The organism is Pseudomonas sp. DR48, assembly GCF_019823085.1.
Classification (GTDB): domain Bacteria; phylum Pseudomonadota; class Gammaproteobacteria; order Pseudomonadales; family Pseudomonadaceae; genus Aquipseudomonas.
In genome coordinates this window covers 5,604,143-5,623,732 of sequence record NZ_CP081946.1, presented here as the reverse complement: position 1 = coordinate 5,623,732, position 19,590 = coordinate 5,604,143, and the positions used below count along the sequence as shown (strand labels likewise).

17 protein-coding genes and 1 pseudogene are annotated in these 19,590 nt (G+C 52.7%); 10 read left to right on the top strand and 8 right to left on the bottom strand.

All coding sequences use genetic code 11. From position 1 onward, the window contains the following. Positions 1–86: 86 nt before the first annotated feature. Complete coding sequence (locus tag K5K95_RS25405) at positions 87–1,007, bottom strand: hypothetical protein (RefSeq protein WP_222586655.1); 921 nt, start codon at positions 1,005–1,007, stop codon at positions 87–89. 874 nt (positions 1,008–1,881) lie between these two features. On the opposite strand from K5K95_RS25405, the gene K5K95_RS25400 reads away from it, so the two are divergent. Continuing rightward, entirely contained in the window at positions 1,882–3,264 is a 1,383-nt protein-coding gene (locus tag K5K95_RS25400) for a P-loop NTPase fold protein (protein ID WP_222586654.1), read from the top strand. Between the two features lie 200 nt (positions 3,265–3,464). Here K5K95_RS25400 and K5K95_RS25395 read toward each other — a convergent pair whose 3' ends face one another. After that, positions 3,465–3,683, bottom strand: coding sequence for a hypothetical protein (locus K5K95_RS25395; protein WP_222586653.1), 219 nt, complete (start codon positions 3,681–3,683; stop codon positions 3,465–3,467). Positions 3,684–4,183: 500 nt separating this feature from the next. On the opposite strand from K5K95_RS25395, the gene K5K95_RS25390 reads away from it, so the two are divergent. Further along, positions 4,184–4,609, top strand: coding sequence for a bleomycin resistance protein (locus K5K95_RS25390; protein WP_222586652.1), 426 nt, complete (start codon positions 4,184–4,186; stop codon positions 4,607–4,609). Between the two features lie 265 nt (positions 4,610–4,874). Here the strand turns inward: K5K95_RS25390 and K5K95_RS25385 are convergent, their stop codons facing one another. Then, on the bottom strand, positions 4,875–6,272 hold the full coding sequence (locus tag K5K95_RS25385) for a hypothetical protein (RefSeq protein ID WP_222586651.1): 1,398 nt from the start codon (positions 6,270–6,272) through the stop codon (positions 4,875–4,877). Between the two features lie 462 nt (positions 6,273–6,734). Between K5K95_RS25385 and K5K95_RS25380 the strand changes: the two genes are divergently transcribed. The 5 genes from K5K95_RS25380 (at position 6,735) to K5K95_RS25360 (ending at position 12,005) form a co-directional block, all read left to right on the top strand. Further along, positions 6,735–6,956, top strand: a complete 222-nt coding sequence (locus K5K95_RS25380; RefSeq protein WP_222586650.1) for a hypothetical protein — start codon at positions 6,735–6,737, stop codon at positions 6,954–6,956. A gap of 263 nt (positions 6,957–7,219) precedes the next feature. Next, complete coding sequence (locus tag K5K95_RS25375) at positions 7,220–8,209, top strand: LacI family DNA-binding transcriptional regulator (protein ID WP_222586649.1); 990 nt, start codon at positions 7,220–7,222, stop codon at positions 8,207–8,209. Positions 8,210–8,359: 150 nt separating this feature from the next. Then, entirely contained in the window at positions 8,360–9,193 is an 834-nt protein-coding gene (locus K5K95_RS25370) for an inositol monophosphatase family protein (protein WP_222586648.1), read from the top strand. Between the two features lie 60 nt (positions 9,194–9,253). Then, positions 9,254–10,624: an MFS transporter gene (locus K5K95_RS25365; RefSeq protein WP_222586647.1), complete on the top strand. Its 1,371-nt coding sequence runs from the start codon at positions 9,254–9,256 to the stop codon at positions 10,622–10,624. Positions 10,625–10,700: 76 nt separating this feature from the next. After that, the gene (locus K5K95_RS25360; RefSeq protein WP_222586646.1) at positions 10,701–12,005 is read left to right on the top strand and encodes an OprD family porin; all 1,305 of its coding nucleotides are present in this window, start codon (positions 10,701–10,703) and stop codon (positions 12,003–12,005) included. A gap of 330 nt (positions 12,006–12,335) precedes the next feature. Here the strand turns inward: K5K95_RS25360 and K5K95_RS25355 are convergent, their stop codons facing one another. Beyond that, positions 12,336–12,683: a hypothetical protein gene (locus tag K5K95_RS25355; protein WP_261398056.1), complete on the bottom strand. Its 348-nt coding sequence runs from the start codon at positions 12,681–12,683 to the stop codon at positions 12,336–12,338. A 471-nt stretch (positions 12,684–13,154) separates the two neighbouring features. Between K5K95_RS25355 and K5K95_RS25350 the strand changes: the two are divergent. After that, positions 13,155–13,985: pseudogene (locus K5K95_RS25350) on the top strand (type 1 glutamine amidotransferase domain-containing protein). Positions 13,986–14,385: 400 nt separating this feature from the next. Continuing rightward, a complete protein-coding gene (locus K5K95_RS25345; RefSeq protein WP_222586645.1) occupies positions 14,386–15,006 on the top strand; it encodes a tyrosine-type recombinase/integrase in 621 nt (206 codons plus the stop codon). A 180-nt stretch (positions 15,007–15,186) separates the two neighbouring features. On the opposite strand, the gene K5K95_RS25340 is transcribed toward K5K95_RS25345, so the two are convergent. Genes K5K95_RS25340 through K5K95_RS25330 form a run of 3 tightly spaced genes read right to left on the bottom strand, consistent with a single transcriptional unit; the run spans position 15,187 to position 17,971 of the window. Continuing rightward, complete coding sequence (locus tag K5K95_RS25340) at positions 15,187–16,188, bottom strand: NAD(P)H-quinone oxidoreductase (protein WP_222586644.1); 1,002 nt, start codon at positions 16,186–16,188, stop codon at positions 15,187–15,189. A gap of 1 nt (position 16,189) precedes the next feature. Continuing rightward, a complete protein-coding gene (locus K5K95_RS25335; RefSeq protein ID WP_222586643.1) occupies positions 16,190–16,522 on the bottom strand; it encodes a carboxymuconolactone decarboxylase family protein in 333 nt (110 codons plus the stop codon). Between the two features lie 12 nt (positions 16,523–16,534). Beyond that, positions 16,535–17,971 (bottom strand): NAD-dependent succinate-semialdehyde dehydrogenase, encoded by a 1,437-nt coding sequence (locus K5K95_RS25330; protein WP_222586642.1) that lies wholly within the window; start codon positions 17,969–17,971, stop codon positions 16,535–16,537. A 243-nt stretch (positions 17,972–18,214) separates the two neighbouring features. On the opposite strand from K5K95_RS25330, the gene K5K95_RS25325 reads away from it, so the two are divergent. Then, complete coding sequence (locus tag K5K95_RS25325; protein WP_222586641.1) at positions 18,215–19,141, top strand: LysR family transcriptional regulator; 927 nt, start codon at positions 18,215–18,217, stop codon at positions 19,139–19,141. Between the two features lie 77 nt (positions 19,142–19,218). On the opposite strand, the gene K5K95_RS25320 is transcribed toward K5K95_RS25325, so the two are convergent. Further along, a complete protein-coding gene (locus K5K95_RS25320) occupies positions 19,219–19,485 on the bottom strand; it encodes a DUF2790 domain-containing protein (RefSeq protein ID WP_222586640.1) in 267 nt (88 codons plus the stop codon). Positions 19,486–19,590: the final 105 nt, after the last annotated feature.

Here is a 19,590-nt window from a genome sequence, read left to right as displayed (position 1 = left end):
ATGATTGCTTTTTTATGCGGTGCTCACCTTTGCTGAGCGCATCAGATTGTGCCTAGCAGGGCTGGTCGTTCAGACGCGTGGCGTGATCAAAACGCATTTCCGCCTATTCGCTGACCGTTCGTCATTGTGCAATAACAAGGTGTCCCCATCGGAACCATTGCTGGAGGAATTTGGCATGCACCAAACTGGGTTTGACAAAACCTGACTGGATTCATTACTGGCCCTGATGGTATCGGCACCGGTACTGATGCGTATTGAGTCTGAGGTCGAGGTGCTCCGTTTTGGATAGCTGCCCATATCGGCGCCGTCACCTGGTCTGCTTTAGCGTTCGCAGCGACTTCATAATCGTGCATATCATGTACATCGAAGCGTCCTGTCTTAAGCACATCGAGGCCGACCTTAAGTACATACTCAGCTAAGTACGTACGCTTTCCTCTTTGCTGACATTGAACTGTATGTTCTATTTCGTGAAGAACATGATTAAGCCAAGCTTGGTCTTCCCACACACTGCCATTACCAGCAAAAAATATTCGATCACAATAGGAAACCGACATCCCAGAACCGGTATCGATATTTGTTGAAACCGTTATGCTATGAAGATCAACGCTATAGTACGGTTGCGCCAAAGCAATAAATTCATTTGAAAACGGGAAAGATCTACCTTCAGATTGCCTATACAATCCGTCGATGTAACCCTGCACAGTCAGCGCCAACGGCGCCGATATAATTTCCACTACGCACTTCTGTGCATCACTCAAACAGTTGTTAATTGATTCTGGTGTATTCTGTACTTCCCGACTAACATTAGCAAGCAGCCTCTTACCCTCATCATTTGCTTGCTGTATAGGCGGTGGCAGATCAATTTTTGGAAAGCACTTACAGTCCCTAGCGGTGCCAACAATTAGATTTACACTCCAGCACTGCTCAAACTCCCTATCTGAGCAACCGAATGATTCACCTGCAAACAAGATCAACAAAGGTGCCAAGGCGAGATATTTTAATTTCATGACATAATCCTTTCTTCAAGGAACAAACGTAAAACTGGCCCCCACCCTGCTTCAGAATACATTTAATCTTCGTATTTTTATTCATTATGGTGTAGCTGATGCCCAAAAAAAGCGAAAATAAATAGACACCAAAATATACTTTTTTTCTGCACACAGAAGTAATCGCGATTAAGTGCTGCCTTACTTATTTCGAACTCGCACGGAGAGAAAATCCACTGTTTGCCGACCTGAAACACTCTTGGGTCAGACTATCAGCATTCTGTATTTGAGCTGCTTACTGTAGGCATCAAGGCTGGCGCTAGTATGTATTTGATGGGTTCCCTGGTCTAACTTAGGAGCGAAAGCGCCCCTCTACGACGGCTCAGTTAAGCGCATGGCTGGGTTTGGGCACTGCTGGGTCCTTTCCTACAAATCTGGATCAGGTAACCCGGCAACCAATATTGGACGGTTTGCACGTCACTTTCAGGAGCTCGCGAACAGGTGCCACTGGTAAAGGGCCAAAACGCCGACGCTCGCTAATCGTTCATAGGCGTAGGGCATGAGCCACCTTCCTGTTCACGTGAAACGGCCCGGACGTCAACCAGACTGTCAGGAAATAGTAGACCAGTCCCCGGCGGCGTGGTTTCCGCGCTGCAACAAAAAGGCCCCCACACCAGGCGCAGGTGAGGGGCCGATTGAACATAGGACGGAATTCAATGTACAGGTCGTCAAAAATCGCAATCGGCCAAAAGCGACCCGATCGCTGCCATTGATCCTGTGTTGAAATTGAATCCGGTTATCTTTTTGTTACCCAAGAAGGGTAATGGTCTCCTATAGTGCATTGGAAATACCTACGGGCTCATGAGAGCATTTAACTTACATAAAGAGGGCAGTCATGAGCAAAATGGCATGGAGCGACGACCTATTAGAACGTAAGGTTCGTGCAGACTTTCTATCTAACTATCTGGATGAAGATATCTGTCGAGTACTGAATCTCGATTCTCCTTGGGGCGCCGGAAAAACATATTTTCTAAAAAATTGGAGATTACAGCTATTACAGGAAAACCGGCGACCTGTTGTTTATTTCAATGCTTGGGAAAATGATTTCTTGGGCGACCCTCTCTTGTCACTAGTATCTGTAATTCGCGATCAACTTTCCACCCAGGGTGGAGCGCCTGCCTCAGTAAAGAAGAAAGTGAAAGAATTTACTAAGAGAGCAGGAGAATTAGCTATCGCTATAGCTCCATCGATTATCAAGGCTGCAGCCAAGAAGCATCTTGGCGACGAGTTTCTAGATGTTTTAGACGGAGAAGCCACTGCTGAAGCAGCGGAAAAATTCGTAGAGAAAATTTTAAACAAAAACCACGAAGCACTAAATGCAGTTGAGCACTTTCGGGATTCACTTACTGAGCTGTTCAAATCGGTAAGCAGTAAGAGCAATGGAAAGCCAGTTTTTATTTTCATCGACGAACTGGATCGTTGCCGTCCTACATATGCAATCGAATTGCTTGAGCGTGTTAAACATTTCTTTGCGATCGAAGGATGCAGATTCGTAATAGCGACCGACACGGACCAGTTGGCGCATTCGATTTGTGCTGTCTACGGCACTGGTTTCGCTTCTAAGCGTTATCTTAAAAGATTTTTTGACTCCACTTTCAAACTAGACAACACTCAGCTTGACAACTGGATCGCCACGCATATCAAAAGCGAAATCTGCCCTCCATTTAATAATTATAGGATTTTTGTAAAGAGTCTTGATACGTCTTCGTATGGATCAAAAAATTTCGTAGACACAAACTCAACAACAATACTTAGCGACAAACTAAACTCGCACCAAGTTGTATTTAAAGCACTGACAATTGCCTTCAACTATCAAATACGAGACTTAGAAGCTATCCTTAAAAGAATTCACACTTTCAATGGGTATTTTAATGAAGGCGGCTGGGACTTTTTCTTTTGTGCGTACTTGTTATTTTTGGTTCACTCAGACATTGGAGCTGTCCAACCATACAACTCATACTACGAAGACTCAGAGTTTTGGAATCAGCTGAACACCAAATATCCAGCAAGTAAAACGTTATACACCGGCTTGTCTAATGTATCGGTCCACGACTTAGCAAAAACTTATTTTAGAGCGCTGAGTTTAACCGGCCGAAAACTTATGGATTTAGCAAACGGGGGAGGTTTGCATGCTTCGGTTGCGCTCGATGTAATTCAGAGGCCTAATCTTTACATTCAGTATTTTGATGTCGCCAAGCTTTCCGCTCAACTAACTTAGAGAGACAGCCTCAAATTATCATTGTTCAAATCTACTCTGAGGTTATAGCGCTTTTAACACGTGTATCAAGAAGCAATTCTCTGCAAAAATAGCTAAGCCGAATGTCCGCTTCTCCTCGGAAGCGGATATTCGTAGTCAACAGAAAACGATCCCTCACGATGAAATGCTAGTGGCTGAGTGATACCTACCAAGGCGACTCCCTAAGACTGCCGTAGTCGAATAATCGCAGCTGTAAGAGCTTTCGCATTGGTGTCCAAAGTTTCCATAGCCGCTGCTGCGTTATCTGCAACAGTCTCTACACCATTCTCTGAAAGCCATTTCGTGAACTCATCTATAGCCGCACAAATGGCATGCTGGTTGTGCAGAAGCAATGTCAGCGCATCTGCAGTGGCAATGTTGGAGGCTGAGTTATCGGCCATGGAATCCATCCTGGACTGAGGGGTTAGGAAAGCCTAGCTCATGCGGCCGCAGTAGAGTGGCTGAGAGGCTCACTCATCAGCCTCCTTTTCCGCACCAGAACAATGCACCAGTCCCATATCAGTCCCATATGGCTATTTTTCAGACACCAAAAACCACAAACCCCCGACTTTCTCTAGGAAATATCAATGGCTTGCGTTTTCAGAATTTGGCGATGAAGGAGAGATTCGAACTCTCAACCCGCATTGTTTTTCGCAGTCAATGCGCGCCGAACGCTCCATATGGTTAGCTGCCTAGGAAGTACGTATTGCCTCAACTACTACTATCCTGACTGACCGGTTCTGGCCGATTTCTGCCTTCCACGACCGGCTGAAAACGACCCATAGCGGACTGTCGCAGGGGGGCGACCAAAAGTAGATATCGTGATACAAACCGTACCGAGTGGAGATGGACAGCCCGCCCCACAGTTTGAAGGTGCGTTGTCAACGACAAGGAGTCAGTTATGAAGATGAACACACTGGTGCCAGAGATGATTGTCTCTGACTTAAAACGAAGCTTGGATTTTTACTGCTTGATCCTGGGCTTCCAAATTGAATACGAACGGCCAGAAGACAAATTCGCCTTCCTTTCCTTTCAAGGGAGCCAATTGATGCTAGAGCAGGATGACTTGGAAGAGTCTCCGTGGCGAGTTGGCCCTTTATTATCTCCATATGGCCGAGGGATGAATCTTTCGATTCAGTGCTCTGATACCAAAACTTTGGCTCGGGCCATCGAAGACGCTGGTTTTAAATTACGTCGATGCATTGAAGAATGCTGGTACCGAGATAATGAACGCCTACACGGCGAGCTTAATTTCTTGGTGCTCGATCCAGATGGCTACCTATTGCGGTTCTCTCAAAGCTTGGGTTTCAGAGCCGTCCAGCATTAACAACCTGCACCAGGGATGCTGCACCCCACTATTTTGAGTATTTCAATGACCGCAATTGGCCGTTTTCTGCCCATCACGACAGGAAAGAGCAGGCTCCAAATCCCACCGCAGATGAAAGTCGCTTTCCACCAAGTGAAGTATCTTGATTGCAGGTACGAAATCCAGGGCGATCATAAGCCCACCCTGAAAGCCAAAAAAATCGGCCAAATTCATTTCCGCAATTACACTTCCACTGAAAGACCTGAGTTCAGATCTCCTGCCCTGATCAACGCCCGGGGCACTCCAAGACTTCACCATGGGCAGCGCCGCAACGGATAACATCCCGGACGGCCGGGTTTTTAAAGTAGTCAACGTGGGCGTTCAGGGGACTCTCCATGATCAGGAGCTTCGGTGCATTCTGCACAAATACGTCCGTCACATTAATCCGCGGCCGCCCTCCCGGCGTTGCCTCGGCGTTAGCGTACCAACGGGGTATGTGCCAAGTGAGCAGGTCATTTGTGTCATTGAAAGAGACTATCTGAAGGCCGTCGGTTTGTTTTCCGCTCTTCTTGTCTACGGCAGATTTTAAATCTGCGAGTTCCAAAAGAACGTTACCGTACACTTTCGGCCCTGATGTCGCTTGCGACGGATTCGAGGGGGCATCAAGATCATTTACGGGAAATAACTTCCAGAAAAAAGGATGTGCAACGCTATCACTGGAGCGGGCTTGTGGCGGTACATTGGCCAAACCCAGCAAAGAAAGCTGATTCGCCATCATGTAAAAAGCAGGAGTGTTCGCGATCATGTTTCCGATGAAGCCCTGTGCGCTGCTACGTTCGCGCTCAGGAAAAGGGTTGGTCTTGCTGTCTTTTGTCTGGTCAAGAAGATGGAGGAACATGTCATAAGTCATGCGACTGCCCAGACTGTGGGTCACGAATAAATTCTTGTGCGGTGTTTTGTCACTTTCCTGCGCAGAGGGCCATATACATTTTTTATTCTTGTCCGTAGAGGTGATGGCATGGCAAATCCCCTCTGCAAGTCCTCGCACCATTGTCTGCCCATAGGTTCCCGTATAGAGAATCGCATCGGACAAGTTCCGGTCAAAAACCTGTTCCTTGATTGTTTCGTCAAGCCAAAGCCTTGGGGGCGCCTGTACCGTTGAAGGAATTTTCGGATCGGGAAGTTCAATGCATTGTGCGCGATCTTTATTTGCGAAAACAGAGGGCGAGTCATATCCAAGCTGATTGCTTTTCAGCCATCGGGTCAGGGGGGACCAGGTAATTTCAATCGCCTCTACGCTCACTGTATTCTTCCTGCCAGGCAGGGCCAGTGAGTAATTTCTTTTGAGGACGCTCACCCCTGAGTGCAGGTCTTTTTCTCCTCCCATATAGACGTTCACATTGATAAAATCAGCAGGTTCGATTTCGCCGGACACGGGTTTCAATCCCATCGCAGCAGCGTTTTTATCATTCAACCAGCCATCAGGACCAAGGGCGTAACCAGGACAGTGATCTCCTACACCATGAACAAAAAACAGCCTCACAGGGGTGTTGTCAGGGAGCAGTTCCTGTAACGGCTTTATCAAGCCTGGAGAGTTATCGCTGGAATTGTAGATAAGAGGGGTGGACGAGCAAGCGCTCAAACTCAAAACGATAATTGCGCAGAGCAAGCGGGGGATGTTCATTTTCAGACTCCTTGCCTATCGATGTAGCTATCCACTCATGGGCATTGAAGTCATGCAGATTTGAAGCTGGCAGAGCGCACACAGATGCCCATGTTGAGGTTAGGTGTAAATCCCCTGGCTGCAACCTGCGTTCTGACAATCGATATCAAGCTCGCGGAGGCGACTTGATGAGTTCGTGCGTGATGGGTAACCCTGGGCTCAAAGGCCGGTTGACCGGCCTTTGAGGGGGGTGCGAAATTGCACTCCACTTGACCACCCGCTTGCATTCGACCTGACCAGTCATTTGCATTCGTTCTGACCAACGATTTGCATCGGATTTGACCAGCAGGCTTTGTCACCATGAGCGGCAGAGAACGGCCAATAGCCGACTGACTCAAGAGACCACGTTGCCAACACATTTGTATCAAAAAAAGGGTGAAGCAGGGGTGAACCTATTTGAGGGCTAGGTACGGAGAAGTAACAGTGCTAACCGATCTACAGGCCCGCGTAGCGATCAAAGAACTGATCGAAAAATACCTCAAGGGAAGAGATCCCGAGTGCGACCGTTTGATCGATATCGTTCAGGATCCATCACGGCAAGTCCCGATCAGAGGTGTGCTTGAGGACATTCGACGGTACAACAAAGTGCAGTACACGCGACAAGAGCTTGAGCTGATCGACGACCTTTTGCACATGTATGCGTGAGACCATGCGTATAGGCATCAAACTAACGCTTTAAGTACGATTTTTTTCGATTGATGTCTGTTCAAGCTCGGCGACCGCAACGCAAGCCGTTTGGCTCATTCTGCACGGCCGATTTATCAGCCAGTGACTCTTGGCAGGAACTCTGCTATTCCCACTGACCCGCCAGCGGCTTCGTTCAACTTGGCGTGTTTGGTCGTCGTTGAATTTGAATGAAGACACCTGACGCTGCCAGAATGGTTGCTCAGCCGAGATGAGTGTTCTAAATGCCGCTACCCGATATTGTGACCGCCGAAGCCGTTGCGCTGCACGCAGGCGTATCCCGTTCTGCGGTGTCGAGAACCTTTACCCCTGGCGCCAGCGTGTCGGCGCGCACACGGGAGAAGGTACTTCGGTCCGCTGAGGCGTTGGGTTATCAGGTCAACTTCATTGCGCGAACGATGAACAAGGGCAGCAGCAATTTCGTTGGCGTGATCACGGCAGGATTCGAGAACCCGTTTCTGGCGAGCCTGCTAGGGCCATTGACTCACCATCTGAATGTCCACGGGCTGATGCCATTGTTGATGAACGCCAACGACCCCGAACAACTTGAGCGCTCGATGCATGACTTGCTTAGCTATCAGGTCGTGGGCGTCATTCTCACTTCTTCGGCGGCCTCGGTGGAACAGGTCGAGCGCTATCTGCATCGGCAAGTGCCACTGACCATGATCAACAGCGCCATCTCGGTCAGTGGCGCCAATGCGGTCACCAGCGATCACGTAGAGGGCGGCCGTCTTGCGGCGAAAGAACTGTTGCGAAGCGGAGCGAAACGTCTGGCATTCATTGGGCAAAGTGAAAGTCATTACAGCTCTCGGCAACGCCTTCTGGGGTTCCGACAGGAGTTGCTTGTGAGCGGCATGGAGGCGTTCGTAGAACATTACGAAAGTGCGGGTGGCTACGAGGGCGGACGTCGGGCGGCACTCGCTTTATGGAGCAGGGCTGCCAGGCCAGACGGCATTTTTTGCGCGACAGACATGCTGGCGCTCGGTGTGTTGGACGTTCTGCGAGTGCATAAGCAAGTTCGCGTTCCTCAAGACGTAGCCGTCGTCGGGTTCGACGATATCCCCCAGGCGGCGCAGGATGCGTATGGCTTGACGACTATTCGCCAAGAACCGGATGCGCTGGCGCGTTTAGCGGTTCGAGCCACTTTGGAAGGATGCGACACCCCTTTGGTGGCGCCAGTCGCGCTGACAAAACGTTCCACCACGATGGAATAAATAGTTTAAAAAACTATTGAAAAGAAAATTTATTTCATGTTTTATGAGGGTGACGTTTTTCCTGAAACTCGTCGAAGTGACCTTGTCACTTTTTTTTAATCACGCTTTGCACACGTGTGCAATGCGCTCCGAAAGCGAGGTAGAGAGGTTATGCAGCCACATCGGCAGGCGTCCTGTTTCCTGGATGACCAAGCGCTGCAAGCGCGCTATGCATGTGCGAAAGCGTTGGCCATGGAGGCGGCGCAACGGGCTCTGGGGCCATACCACCAGCGCGATCAACTTGTTGTCGGTCACAAGGGTGATGAGCTTCAGGATTTGGTCAGCGCTGTAGACAAGGATGTTGAAGCATTCATCAAAACGCGCCTGGCAGAGCTTTTTCCCGAAGATGGTTTTCTGGGCGAAGAAACCGGCGGTGCGGCGCTGAATGCCCGTTGCATCTGGGTCGTGGATCCTGTCGACGGCACAAGTTGCTTCGTCAACGGGCTACACAGCTGGTGCGTCTCCATCGGTCTGTTGGTGGATGGCCAGCCCTGGCTTGGCGCAGTCGCCGACGCGGTGCATGACGAGTTGTTTCATGCCCTTGTCGGGCAGGGTGCCTGGGTCAACGATCAGCGTCTTTGCGTGCACAGTGCGGTGGATGTCCGGCACGGTGTCATGGGCGTCGGTACTTCGCATCGTCGTGGCAAGGAGCATTTCATCCCGTTCGTTTCACAGTTGCTGGAGCAGGGAGGCACCTTCATTCGAAATGGATCAGGGGCATTGATGATTGCCTACGTCGCAGCCGGACGGCTGATCGGTTACTACGAAACGCACATCAATAGCTGGGATTGTCTGGCCGGGTTGGTCCTGGTGAGCGAGGCGGGTGGCGTCGCCAACGATTTCCTGCGCAACGACGGCCTGGTCAATGGCAACTCGCTGTTGGTGGCCGCCCCTCGAATCTACGAGCAGGTGGCCTCAATGATAGGTGTATCGCTGGAAGATTAATTAACCCACCCTCTCACCAAGCACGTACAGCAAGCACAATAACAATAGGAACTGTCGGCTATGAAATCACTACTCAGTCTGCTCAAGGCAGCGCCTGCGCGTGCGCAGGACCCCACTCTGGATTCCAAAGCGTTCAAGCGCTTGCGTCTGCAAACCCTGCTCTCAATGTCGCTGAGCTATGCCCTGTTTTATGTTTGTCGTTTGTCCTTCAACGTTGTCAAACCGGCGCTGGTGTCGCAGGACATCCTTAGTCCCAGCGAACTCGGCGTGATCGGCTCGGCGCTTTTTTTCACCTATGCGGTCGGTAAGCTGGTCAACGGCTTTCTGGCCGACTACGCGAACGTTCGTCGCTGCATGATGCTGGGGCTGGCACTCAGTGCGCTGGTCAACGTTTGCATGGGGCTGACCACCAATGCGGTGGTGCTGACGCTGGCCTGGGGTATCAATGGCTGGGCTCAATCGATGGGGGTGGGGCCTTGTGTGGTCTCGCTGGCCAGGTGGTACAGCGATCGCGAGCGCGGCACTTACTATGGCTTCTGGTCTATCGCTCATAACCTGGGGGAGGCGCTGACCTACATCGCCGTGGCGGCGGTGGTGGTTTCCTGGGGCTGGCAGTACGGCTACTGGCTCGCGACGGCCATGGGCATCCTGGGGATCATCCTGGTATTCGGCTTCATGCGGGATTCTCCTGAGAGCGAGGGTTTTGCGCCGGTCAATTCCAAGCCTCAACTCAAGGCCGCCGAAGGCGTGTCCAGCGTCACCTCCACGCAGTGGCTGCTGCTCAAGAGTCCGGCTCTGTGGCTGCTCGCCCTGGCATCCTGCCTGATGTACATCGGTCGCTATGCCATCAATTCCTGGGGCGTGTTCTTTCTGGAGAACGCCAAGCACTACGACACCCTGAGTGCCTCGACGCTGATATCGATCACCAGTGTCTGCGGGATAGTCGGCACCGGCTTGAGCGGCTTTGTCTCCGACCGCTTTTTCTCGGGTCGCCGCCATGGCATGGCCATTGCCCTTGGCCTCATGAACGCTGCAGGTCTGGCGCTGATCCTGTACGTGCCGGCTGATCATTACTGGCTGGACGTTCTGGGCATGATGATTTTCGGCAGTTCACTCGGGGCCTTGCTGTGCTTTCTCGGAGGGTTGATGGCGGTGGACATCGCGGGCAAGGCAGCCGCAGGCGCAGCGCTGGGCATGATTGGTATCGTCAGTTACACCGGTGCCGCCGCCGGTGAAATGCTGACCGGAATCATCATTCAACACAGCACCACTCTCACAGCCTCAGGCACCAAACTCTACGACTTTCATACCCTCTCGCAGTTCTGGGTAGGTGCATCGCTTGCATCGGTCTTGTTCACCTGCCTGCTCGCAAGAGTTTCTGCAACGCGACGCGGTAACGCTCAGCACTCGCCCCTGCACACACACTCCTGACGCCCTGTAGTTGACGCCTCCCGGCGCCAGTCGCCGGGATGGGCAAACTCATGCCTGAAAAACGAGAACAACAACAATGAAACACACGTTAATCGGGGTTTCCCGTTCCAGTCTGGTTGCAGCATTGAGCACTATCATCCTGCTACCCACCGCTTATGCCGAAGGGTTTGTCGACGATGCAAAGGTTGGGCTTACCTTGCGTAACTTTTACATGAGTCGAGATTTTGTCGACAACGGCGCCTCCAAGGCGCTTCCGGGTCCTACCAAAAGGGGAGCCGCGATCGAATGGACTCAGAGCTTCATCCTCGATGCCCGATCCGGCTTTACTGCCGGTACTGTGGGATTCGGTGTGGATGCGCTGGGCATGTATGCGCTCAAGCTGGATGGGGGGCGTGGCACCTATGGCACCCAACTGCTACCCACTCATGATGGTTATCGACCTGCTGATGATTTCGGCCGCCTGGCGATTGCTGGCAAGGCGCGCTTTTCAAGCACTGAGTTGAAGGTGGGGGAGTGGATGCCCGTGCTGCCCATCTTGCGTGCCGACGATGGCCGGTCCCTGCCACAGACGCTGGAAGGTGCTCAGCTCACCTCAAAGGACATCCCCAACATGACCTTGTATGCGGGACAGTTTCAGGGCAACAGTCAGCGCAACGATGCAAGCATGGAAAAGCTGTCGCAAAACGGTGTGGGCGCATCGCTCCATGGCAAGAACAGCATTGAGTCAGACCATTTCAATTTTGTGGGGGCGGAATACGGATTCAACGAAAAACGCACCATGGTCGGTGCCTGGTATGCCCAACTCGAAGATATCTACCATCAACAATTCTTCCAGCTCATTCACTCTCAACCCGTTGGCGGTGTCGTTCTGGGTGCCAATCTCGTGTATTTCAATGGGCAAGAAGACGGATCGGCGCGGGCCGGGAATCAGGACAATCGCACGATGTCGGGCCTGTTCTCGCTCAAGGCAGGCGCCAATGTGTTTTATGTGGGACTGCAACGACTGACAGGAGACAGTGCCTGGCAGAGGGTGGCCGGCGCCAGTGGTGCCACGGTCGCCAATGACAGCTATGGGTCAAGCTACGACAACGCCGGTGAGCGATCCTGGCAAGTACGGCATGACTATGATTTCGCTGCGCAGGGCGTGCCCGGGCTTACGCTGATGAATCGCTATATCAAGGGCACTCATGCTCATACCGGCAGTGTGACCGATGGCAAGGAGGCCGGTCGAGAATCGGAAGTCGGGTACGTGGTGCAGAGTGGCAGCTTCAAATCGTTGTACGTGCGCTGGCGCAATGCGACGGTGCGTCGGGATTACGGAAACACCAACAGCTTCAACGAGAACCGGTTGATCATTTCCTACCCGTTGTCGATTTTCTAGTACGTCATGGGCCCTTGCCGAGTAGCAACATGGTTGGGACCCGGTAGCGAATGCGACGATTCGGCTGATCGCGGAACGATTTAGCCAATCTGTTGCGTCGACCAGTTGAATCCACAACCCATAGCGGCCCTTCATGAAAAGCAGAGATCGGCCGATTCTGTTGAAAAAGTCGGGTTTTCAGCTCGCCTGAACTCGGGCATGACCACCATCGGAGATCAACCTCAATCAAAGCTGCTTTGATGCGTTGGCGATACGCTGGTACTTACGCAGCTGCCGGTTAACGCTGCGGATATCCAGAAAGAATATCTCTGCGCTGCGCCAGAGCAGCATTCACGCGGTGACGGTAACGACTCCCACGGGGATGGTGCCTTCTATGCCCAGCGCCGTGCCTGCCAGCACCAAGGCTAATGAAAAGCCCAGGAGTGTCAGCGCTACCAGCCGCTGGGTGCGAATGTCCCCTCTGAGTTGTTCGCTCTTTTCCGCAAAGGTATTGCTGATTGCTTGCTGCAGACGTTCTCGCTCACCTTCCGGGCAGCGTATCTGCAGGCTCAGCTCTGGGTGGTACCAGGCACTTTCTGACAGGTAGTCCACTAGCTCGGGGCTTAGCTTGGGGTTGTCCGGCGAGGCAAACGGATTGAGGTAATCGTGGCTGATCGTCAGATCGATTTTTTTAGTCATAACGAACCTTTAGCTGTTTGAGTGGTGGACGGAGGCTTTAATGTTCGAGGTAAAGGCTAGTTGCAAGACAGCTGCTCTGCTTGATCAGTAGTCGCACGCGCTTGTGTAGGAGCGGATTTACCCGCGATGCGATGGCTGAATGTATGCCGCGATCATTTCCATCAGAGCTGATGGTTAACACGCTCTGCGTGGTGGACAGCAGGCAGTTGGCGGCGCATGTGAGGAGAAGGGGTAGAGGCAACTTTTGGCCGATTGGTGTCTGTCGCGAAGGGCAGCGTAAGCAGGGCCTGTGGCAGCTATAGCCCGGAGTTTGCACCGTAAAAATTGTAGCGGCGGGCCAGGCGCTTCAGTGAAAGTAAACCCCGACTATTGATTACTCAATGTAATAAGTGAAATTCAATTAATAGGCTCTATCGCTTTCTGCTCTAGTAATAAGATGGCTCCATCAAACCATCCCTACTGGAGAATCGCGTGAAAAAAACCATTATTGCCGCACTGCTAGCCACTGCCGCTAACTATGCCAACGCCGGCACGGTATTGGTTGTATTGTCGGATCAGGCTCAACTGGACCTGAAAGACGGCAAGGTCATGCAAACAGGTTTCTTCCTGAACGAATTAATGCAACCGGTGCAGACCTTCATCGCGGCGGGTCAAACCGTCGTATTTGCCACCCCTAGCGGCAAGGCGCCAACCGCGGACCAGAAATCCAATGATGTGAGCTTCTGGGGCGGCGATGAAAAGGCCCGTCAGTAAAGTCTCGCGCTGCTGGCCACGCTGAAGCTGACCTCGAAGAGCGGCTCGCCGGCAATCAGCTTCGCGCAGGTTAAGAAAATCGGCTACGACAACTTCGATGCCGTATTCGTGCCTGGCGGTCATATCCCGATGCAGGATCTGCTGAAGGACAAGCAACTGGGCCAACTGCTGACCAACTTCCATGAAAAAGGCAAGATCACCGGCTTCACCTGCCACGGCACCATAGCCATGTTGTCGGCGATCCCGGACGCGCACGGTTTTGTCTCCGCGCTGGAATCGGGCAAACAGCCGGCAGCGCCAGCCAACTGGATTTACAAGGGCTACAAAGTCACCGCCTTCACCGACGCGGAAGAGGAGCAGGCCAAAGGTTTCCTCGGCGGCGGCCATATGAAACTGTTCCCGCAGGATGGCCTGACGGCAGCCGGTGCTAATTTCTCCGAAGCCAAGCCGTGGAGCGAGAACGTGATCGAAGACCGCGAAGTCATTTCCGGCCAGAACCCTCAGTCGGCCAAGGCAGTCGCCGTGGCCATATTGGCGAAACTGAAGTAAACCTGAGCGGCCGTTCCGGCCAAGCCGGGTCGTAGGTGCTGCGGGTCGATCTGCTTTGGCTCCAGCACCACCGTCTATTCCGACACGCTGCAAGCTAATGTGTCGAAAGCTGACACCCGCACATTAAGTCCAAGCCCAAGGGTGGCTTCGTAATTCCCTTGTTTAAAGATTTACCGCCCGATAGTTTTTGTTCCCGCCTTCCAACGCGTTGCTTCAAATTCTTGTGCCAACGACGTTATCTCTAGATAGAGCGCCTTGTACAAAGAACCGGATTGGTCCGAGCCGAAGTCAAGGTGTGATCGATTTCTGCCTGTGCTGACAGGCAGCTTAGGGTCGAGTAGCGACCACCACTCTTTCTGACTGATTCACCCTTGTCCTCCCTCAACGTGGAGGACGAGCCATGAACACTATTGCTAGACACAGCCATCAGCCTTGGAACAAGGGAAAGCTTGTCGGGCAGAAAGCCCCGCTCCGAGTTAGAGATATCTGGGCCATTCGGGTCAGACTCCAGCTCGCGGAGAAGACACGTGATTTGGCGCTCTTCAACTTGGCTATCGACAGCAAGCTGCGTGCTTGTGACTTAACCAAGCTGCGAGTTCGAGACATAGCCCATGGGGAGCATGTCTCGTCACGGGCCATCGTGATGCAGCAGAAAACTCAGCACCCTGTGCAATTCGAAATCACTGAGCAAACTCGAACGGTTTTGGAGGCGTGGATGCATCAGGCGTACCTCCGCAGCGAGGACTTCTTGTTTCCAACTCGATTGCACGCTTCAGACCATCTTTCTACCAGGCAATACGCTCGAATAGTCAAAGCTTGGGTGACAGCCATTGGCCTAGACTCAACCATGTACGGCACTCATACACTACGGCGAACCAAAGCATCGCTGATTTATCGCAGGACGAAGAACCTGAGAGCTGTGCATCTACTGCTTGGGCATACAACGCTTGAAAGCACTGTCAGATACCTGGGAATTGAGGTCGATGATGCCTTGGAAATGGCGGAACAAACGGAGGTCTGACAATCTATAGTGACGGTCGATGTTTGACCGTCGCTATCCGACCCAAAGCGGACGATCAAGAGCCAACGCTTCTGGCCGAAAACTGCCCGTTGAAAACGGCCAACGGAGACGGGTTTCCATTAGCAAAAGGTGCTCCTTGGAGGCACCTTTTCATGTGAATCGACGACGATACGGCCCGACTCAAACCAAGTCTTCTGGCTGCATGGTCAAGATAATTTTCCCAACGTTCTCGGACGACTCCATCCGGCGATGGGCATCGGCAGCACGTGACAGCGGGAAAGTGCTATCAACGACCGGCTCCAGGCTTCCTGCGCCATCGAAGCGATCAAGCCAATGCTCGCGGAAGCGCTTGATCATGTCGTGCTTCTCCGGCTGCGTGCGGGACTTCATGACCGTACCGATGATTTGCAAGTGACGGTAGAGGATGTGCTCCAGCTCCACAGTCACCTTGCCGCCACCGCCAAGGATACCGACCTGGATCATGCGGCCACCGTGAGCAAGAGACGCGACGTTGCGTACGAAATAGGGCTCGCCAACAAAGTCGATAACGACATCGACGCCTCGACCATTGGTTTTATCGGCAATGACTTCGGCGAAATCCTTTTTCTTGTAGTCAATAGCGATATCGGCCCCCAAATGCTCCACACGCGATAACTTGCTGCCTTCGGTTGTCGCATACACCGTGGCGCCTGTGGCGTATGCCAATTGCACTGCGGCAGACCCTACGCCTCCAGCGGCAGCATGAATCAATACCGAGTCGCCGGGCTTCAGCCGAGCCAGGTGCATCATCGCTTCATGGGCGGTGACGAAGACCTCGGGAATTGCCGCCGCGTGCACATAGTCGAGCTGTGCAGGGATGAGCATGGCCATGCGATAGTCGATTCGTGCCAGTTCAGCATAGGCGCCGCCTCCGACAACGCCCATCACTCGATCTCCCACCTCGAACCCCGTAACCGCACTACCTTTCTCAATCACCTCACCAGCGATTTCCAACCCGATAATCAGCGAGTCGCCGAAATTCGGATGGCCGTATCCACCGGTTCGATGCGTCAGATCCGCACGGTTCACGCCCGCTGCATAAACGCGCACCAGCAGGTCGGTAGGGCGCACTTCAGGATTGGGAGCATCTGCGAGTTCCAGGACGTCTGCCGCGCCGAATTCTCTGATGTTGATGGCTTTCATCTTAGCTTTGCTCCGATTCGGTAAACGTTGCATTGGCAATAGCAGACGCTGTGATGGCGCCAGGGAAACCCACGTAAAACGCCAGGTGGGTTATTGCCGCCGCAATTTCGTTATGAGTAACCCCATTGCTAACCGCCCGCCGTAGGTGTGCAGGCAACTCTTCTGAGTGACTACCGGCAATCAATGCGGCCACTGTGATCAGACTGCGGTCACGGGGGGACAACGCGGGATCGCTCCAGATCTCCGGATAGAGAGTTGAGTCGACGAATTGCGACAGTTTCGGTGTAAACGCTCGGGCCGCTTCGCGAGGACTGTTGAAATTGATATTGGACATGGGACAGTTTCCTTAAACTTGGCTGATAAATTTGTTGGTGAGATAGTGCTCAATTCCTTCAATGCCGCCTTCCGAGCCATGACCGCTTTCTTTCATTCCGCCGAAAGGCAGCTCGGTGGCGACGATGCGGTATTGGTTGATCCCGATCATCCCGGCCTCCAAGCCGTCAGCGACGTCAATTGCAGTTCGAGCGCTGGAGGTGAACGCGTAGGCTGAAAGCCCGTAGGGCAACCGGTTGGCTTCTTTCAGGCCATCAGTCAGGTTATCGAAAGGCATCAACACGGCGATGGGCCCGAAGGGTTCTTCGTGCATGACGCGGGCGTTCATGGGGACATCTGCCAGAACGGCGGGTTGGAAGAAGAAGCCTTCACCTGGTAAGGCCTCGCCACCGACTAATACCCGAGCACCTTTCTCGACGGCATCGGCTATCAGCTCTTCCATCTTTGCCAGTTGCCTTGGGTTGGCAAGCGGTCCGACCTGAGTCTGCGGATGCAGGCCATTACCGATTCTCAGGGCTTTGGTTGCTGCGACAAAATGATCGACAAACCTCTGATATGCGCCACGCTGGATCAGAAAACGGGTGGACGAGATACATACCTGGCCAGTCCCTCGAAACCGGTTCGCGACACCCTCTACAGCGGCCTTTTCAATGTCTGCGTCTTCAAATACCAGCACGGGTCCGTGGCCACCCAGTTCAAGGGTGATGGGCTTGACGCCTTCGGCAGCTCGGGCCGAGAGCAGCCGTCCGATTGGCACCGAACCGGTGAAAGTCACTTTGCGAATGATCGATGAGGCAATCAAGTGGCTGGATACCTGATCCGGAACGCCGAAGACCACTTGCAGAACGCCTTTAGGTAATCCGGCATCGTCGAGCGCACGAGCCAGGGCCAACGCCGTGGAGGGGCTTTCTTCGCCTGGCTTGAGAATGACGCTGCAACCGGCGGCCAAGGCTGCCGAAAGTTTTCGAGCGGGAGTAATCGCCGGGAAATTCCAAGGTGTGAATGCCGCTACGGGGCCGATTGCCTGGCGTTTAACCATTTGCAGTACGCCTGGGCGATTGGCCGGTACAACACGGCCATCGATACGACGAGCGCTTTCGGCAAACCACTCGAAGTATTCTGCTGCACGGGTAACTTCATCCATGCTTTCACCCAGCGGCTTGCCTTCTTCCAGTGTCATCTGGGCTGCAATGTGAGTAGCGCGTTCCAGGATCAGATCGGCGGCACGCTTCAGGATTTTCGCGCGCTTGTCGGGTACGGTCTGACGCCATTCTTCGAAGCTCAGTCGAGCCACTTCAAGGGCGTTATCAAGGTCGACTGCGGTGGCGAGGGGAACGAGTCCGATTTCACGTCCGGTTGCCGGGTTAACGACAGCGGCAGTATCGCGCCCTTCGGCACTGATCCATTCACCACCGATAAAAAGATAAAGCGGATCGTAGGAAGTATTCATGATTCAGCCTTCAGTTGGTTGTCAGAGATTCGTATGAAGATCGGCGCCTGAGTGGCTATGCCGCAGGGCCTGTTCAGGCGGCCTGTGCAACCAAGTTTATGGACGGTGAGCCATTTGATTTAGTCGGCCAAAAGAGAATCATTGTTGTGCCCAGAAGTAATATCGAGCACAGGGAGGAGCGTGTAGCATCTGGGACAATCGCTCGTTATCACGGGTAATTGTCAGATCTACAGGAGGGTCGGGATGGATAAACTTTCGAACATGTCGGTGTACGTGAAGGTTGTCGAGATGGGCAGTTTCACGGCCGTGGCAAACCATCTGGACTCCACAGTCGGTAACGTATCGCGCGCTGTGTCGGCGCTTGAAAACGTACTCGACGCCCGCCTGTTGCAACGCTCGACTCGGCGTCTCTCGGTGACCGATGCGGGTCGTCGGTTTTATGAGCGGTGCACGAAAATTCTGGCAGACCTTGAGAGTGCGGAAGCCGAAGCCAGCAATGCGGCCCTGAAGCCCAGAGGAACGCTACGTGTGCATTGCGTACCCGGATTGGCTCGGCAACTGGTCACCGGCGCCGTGCTGGAGTACCGCAAGGAATTTGCGGACGTCACTGTGGATTTAATGCTTTCCCAACGGATGCCTAACCTGCTGGAAGACCAACTGGATATCTCGATTCTGATTGCCCGAACGCTGCCGGATTCGGCGTATGTCAGCCAGAAAATCGGTGTCAGCCATTGTGTCTTGGTAGCGTCTCCAGATTATCTGAAGAGGCATGCGGCCCCAGTGACGCCAGAGGATCTGGGTGATCACCAATGCCTGCTGCTGGGCACTGTGGATTATGTGCGGGATGAGTGGCAGCTGAAGAGCAAGTCTGGTGATACGACTTTCCTTCCCAAGGGGCCAAGCTTCAGCGTCAATGATATGGATGCGATGGCGGTTGCCATACGGGAAGGCGCCGGGATCGGCTTGCTGGCAGGATTTACGGCCATCGACGACTTGCGCTCCGGGAAGCTGGTGCGGGTTTTGCCTGACTATCACACGTACGAGCGCAACGTTTATGCCGTCTATACCTCTCGACAGTTTGTCGACGCAAAGATAACTCGCTTTATTGATGTTTTAAAAGATCAGGTTGGCAGTAAGCTAGCAACCACTGCTAAAGAACTCATCGATTGAAAAGTGACTAGTAATAAAGGTACTTGCGCCTCGGTAAGGAAACTATCGGAGGCGCAATTATTGTAAGAACTGGTTGTTCAACCGTTGCTGCAACCGCTGCCCATGATTTCATATTTCAGTACGTGCTGTTTTCCGTTGGAGTCCTGGTACGTCATGCGCATCGGCACAACACCGCAAATATCCGGTACTGGTTCTTCAGACATGACCTTGGCGACGTCAAGGTGGGTGGCGTATGAATATTGCTCGATAGGGGCCTGTTGCCCTTGAGTTTTGATAGTGCCTTCCTGCGCCATAACCACAGAGCTGAAAGCGAAGAGTGCGAGAATTACCATTGGAGCTTTCATAGGAAGATTTCCTTAAGAAGGTGTTGATATTGTTTATCAAAAAATTTGTTCGACAATGCGCGCAGAATTAATCGCGTTAAACGAAATGTTATTTTTGCGATTAGT

What these genes read in the sequence shown, in the direction of transcription:
- K5K95_RS25345 (WP_222586645.1), top strand. Translation starts at nt 14,386, where the DNA reads ATGAACACTATTGCTAGACACAGCCATCAGCCTTGGAACAAGGGAAAG.
- K5K95_RS25385 (WP_222586651.1), bottom strand. Translation starts at nt 6,272, where the DNA reads ATGAACATCCCCCGCTTGCTCTGCGCAATTATCGTTTTGAGTTTGAGC.
- K5K95_RS25335 (WP_222586643.1), bottom strand. Translation starts at nt 16,522, where the DNA reads ATGTCCAATATCAATTTCAACAGTCCTCGCGAAGCGGCCCGAGCGTTT.
- K5K95_RS25375 (WP_222586649.1), top strand. Translation starts at nt 7,220, where the DNA reads ATGCCGCTACCCGATATTGTGACCGCCGAAGCCGTTGCGCTGCACGCA.
- K5K95_RS25365 (WP_222586647.1), top strand. Translation starts at nt 9,254, where the DNA reads ATGAAATCACTACTCAGTCTGCTCAAGGCAGCGCCTGCGCGTGCGCAG.
- K5K95_RS25370 (WP_222586648.1), top strand. Translation starts at nt 8,360, where the DNA reads ATGCAGCCACATCGGCAGGCGTCCTGTTTCCTGGATGACCAAGCGCTG.
- K5K95_RS25360 (WP_222586646.1), top strand. Translation starts at nt 10,701, where the DNA reads ATGAAACACACGTTAATCGGGGTTTCCCGTTCCAGTCTGGTTGCAGCA.
- K5K95_RS25340 (WP_222586644.1), bottom strand. Translation starts at nt 16,188, where the DNA reads ATGAAAGCCATCAACATCAGAGAATTCGGCGCGGCAGACGTCCTGGAA.
- K5K95_RS25325 (WP_222586641.1), top strand. Translation starts at nt 18,215, where the DNA reads ATGGATAAACTTTCGAACATGTCGGTGTACGTGAAGGTTGTCGAGATG.
- K5K95_RS25330 (WP_222586642.1), bottom strand. Translation starts at nt 17,971, where the DNA reads ATGAATACTTCCTACGATCCGCTTTATCTTTTTATCGGTGGTGAATGG.
- K5K95_RS25400 (WP_222586654.1), top strand. Translation starts at nt 1,882, where the DNA reads ATGAGCAAAATGGCATGGAGCGACGACCTATTAGAACGTAAGGTTCGT.
- K5K95_RS25405 (WP_222586655.1), bottom strand. Translation starts at nt 1,007, where the DNA reads ATGAAATTAAAATATCTCGCCTTGGCACCTTTGTTGATCTTGTTTGCA.
- K5K95_RS25355 (WP_261398056.1), bottom strand. Translation starts at nt 12,683, where the DNA reads ATGACTAAAAAAATCGATCTGACGATCAGCCACGATTACCTCAATCCG.
- K5K95_RS25320 (WP_222586640.1), bottom strand. Translation starts at nt 19,485, where the DNA reads ATGAAAGCTCCAATGGTAATTCTCGCACTCTTCGCTTTCAGCTCTGTG.
- K5K95_RS25395 (WP_222586653.1), bottom strand. Translation starts at nt 3,683, where the DNA reads ATGGCCGATAACTCAGCCTCCAACATTGCCACTGCAGATGCGCTGACA.
- K5K95_RS25390 (WP_222586652.1), top strand. Translation starts at nt 4,184, where the DNA reads ATGAAGATGAACACACTGGTGCCAGAGATGATTGTCTCTGACTTAAAA.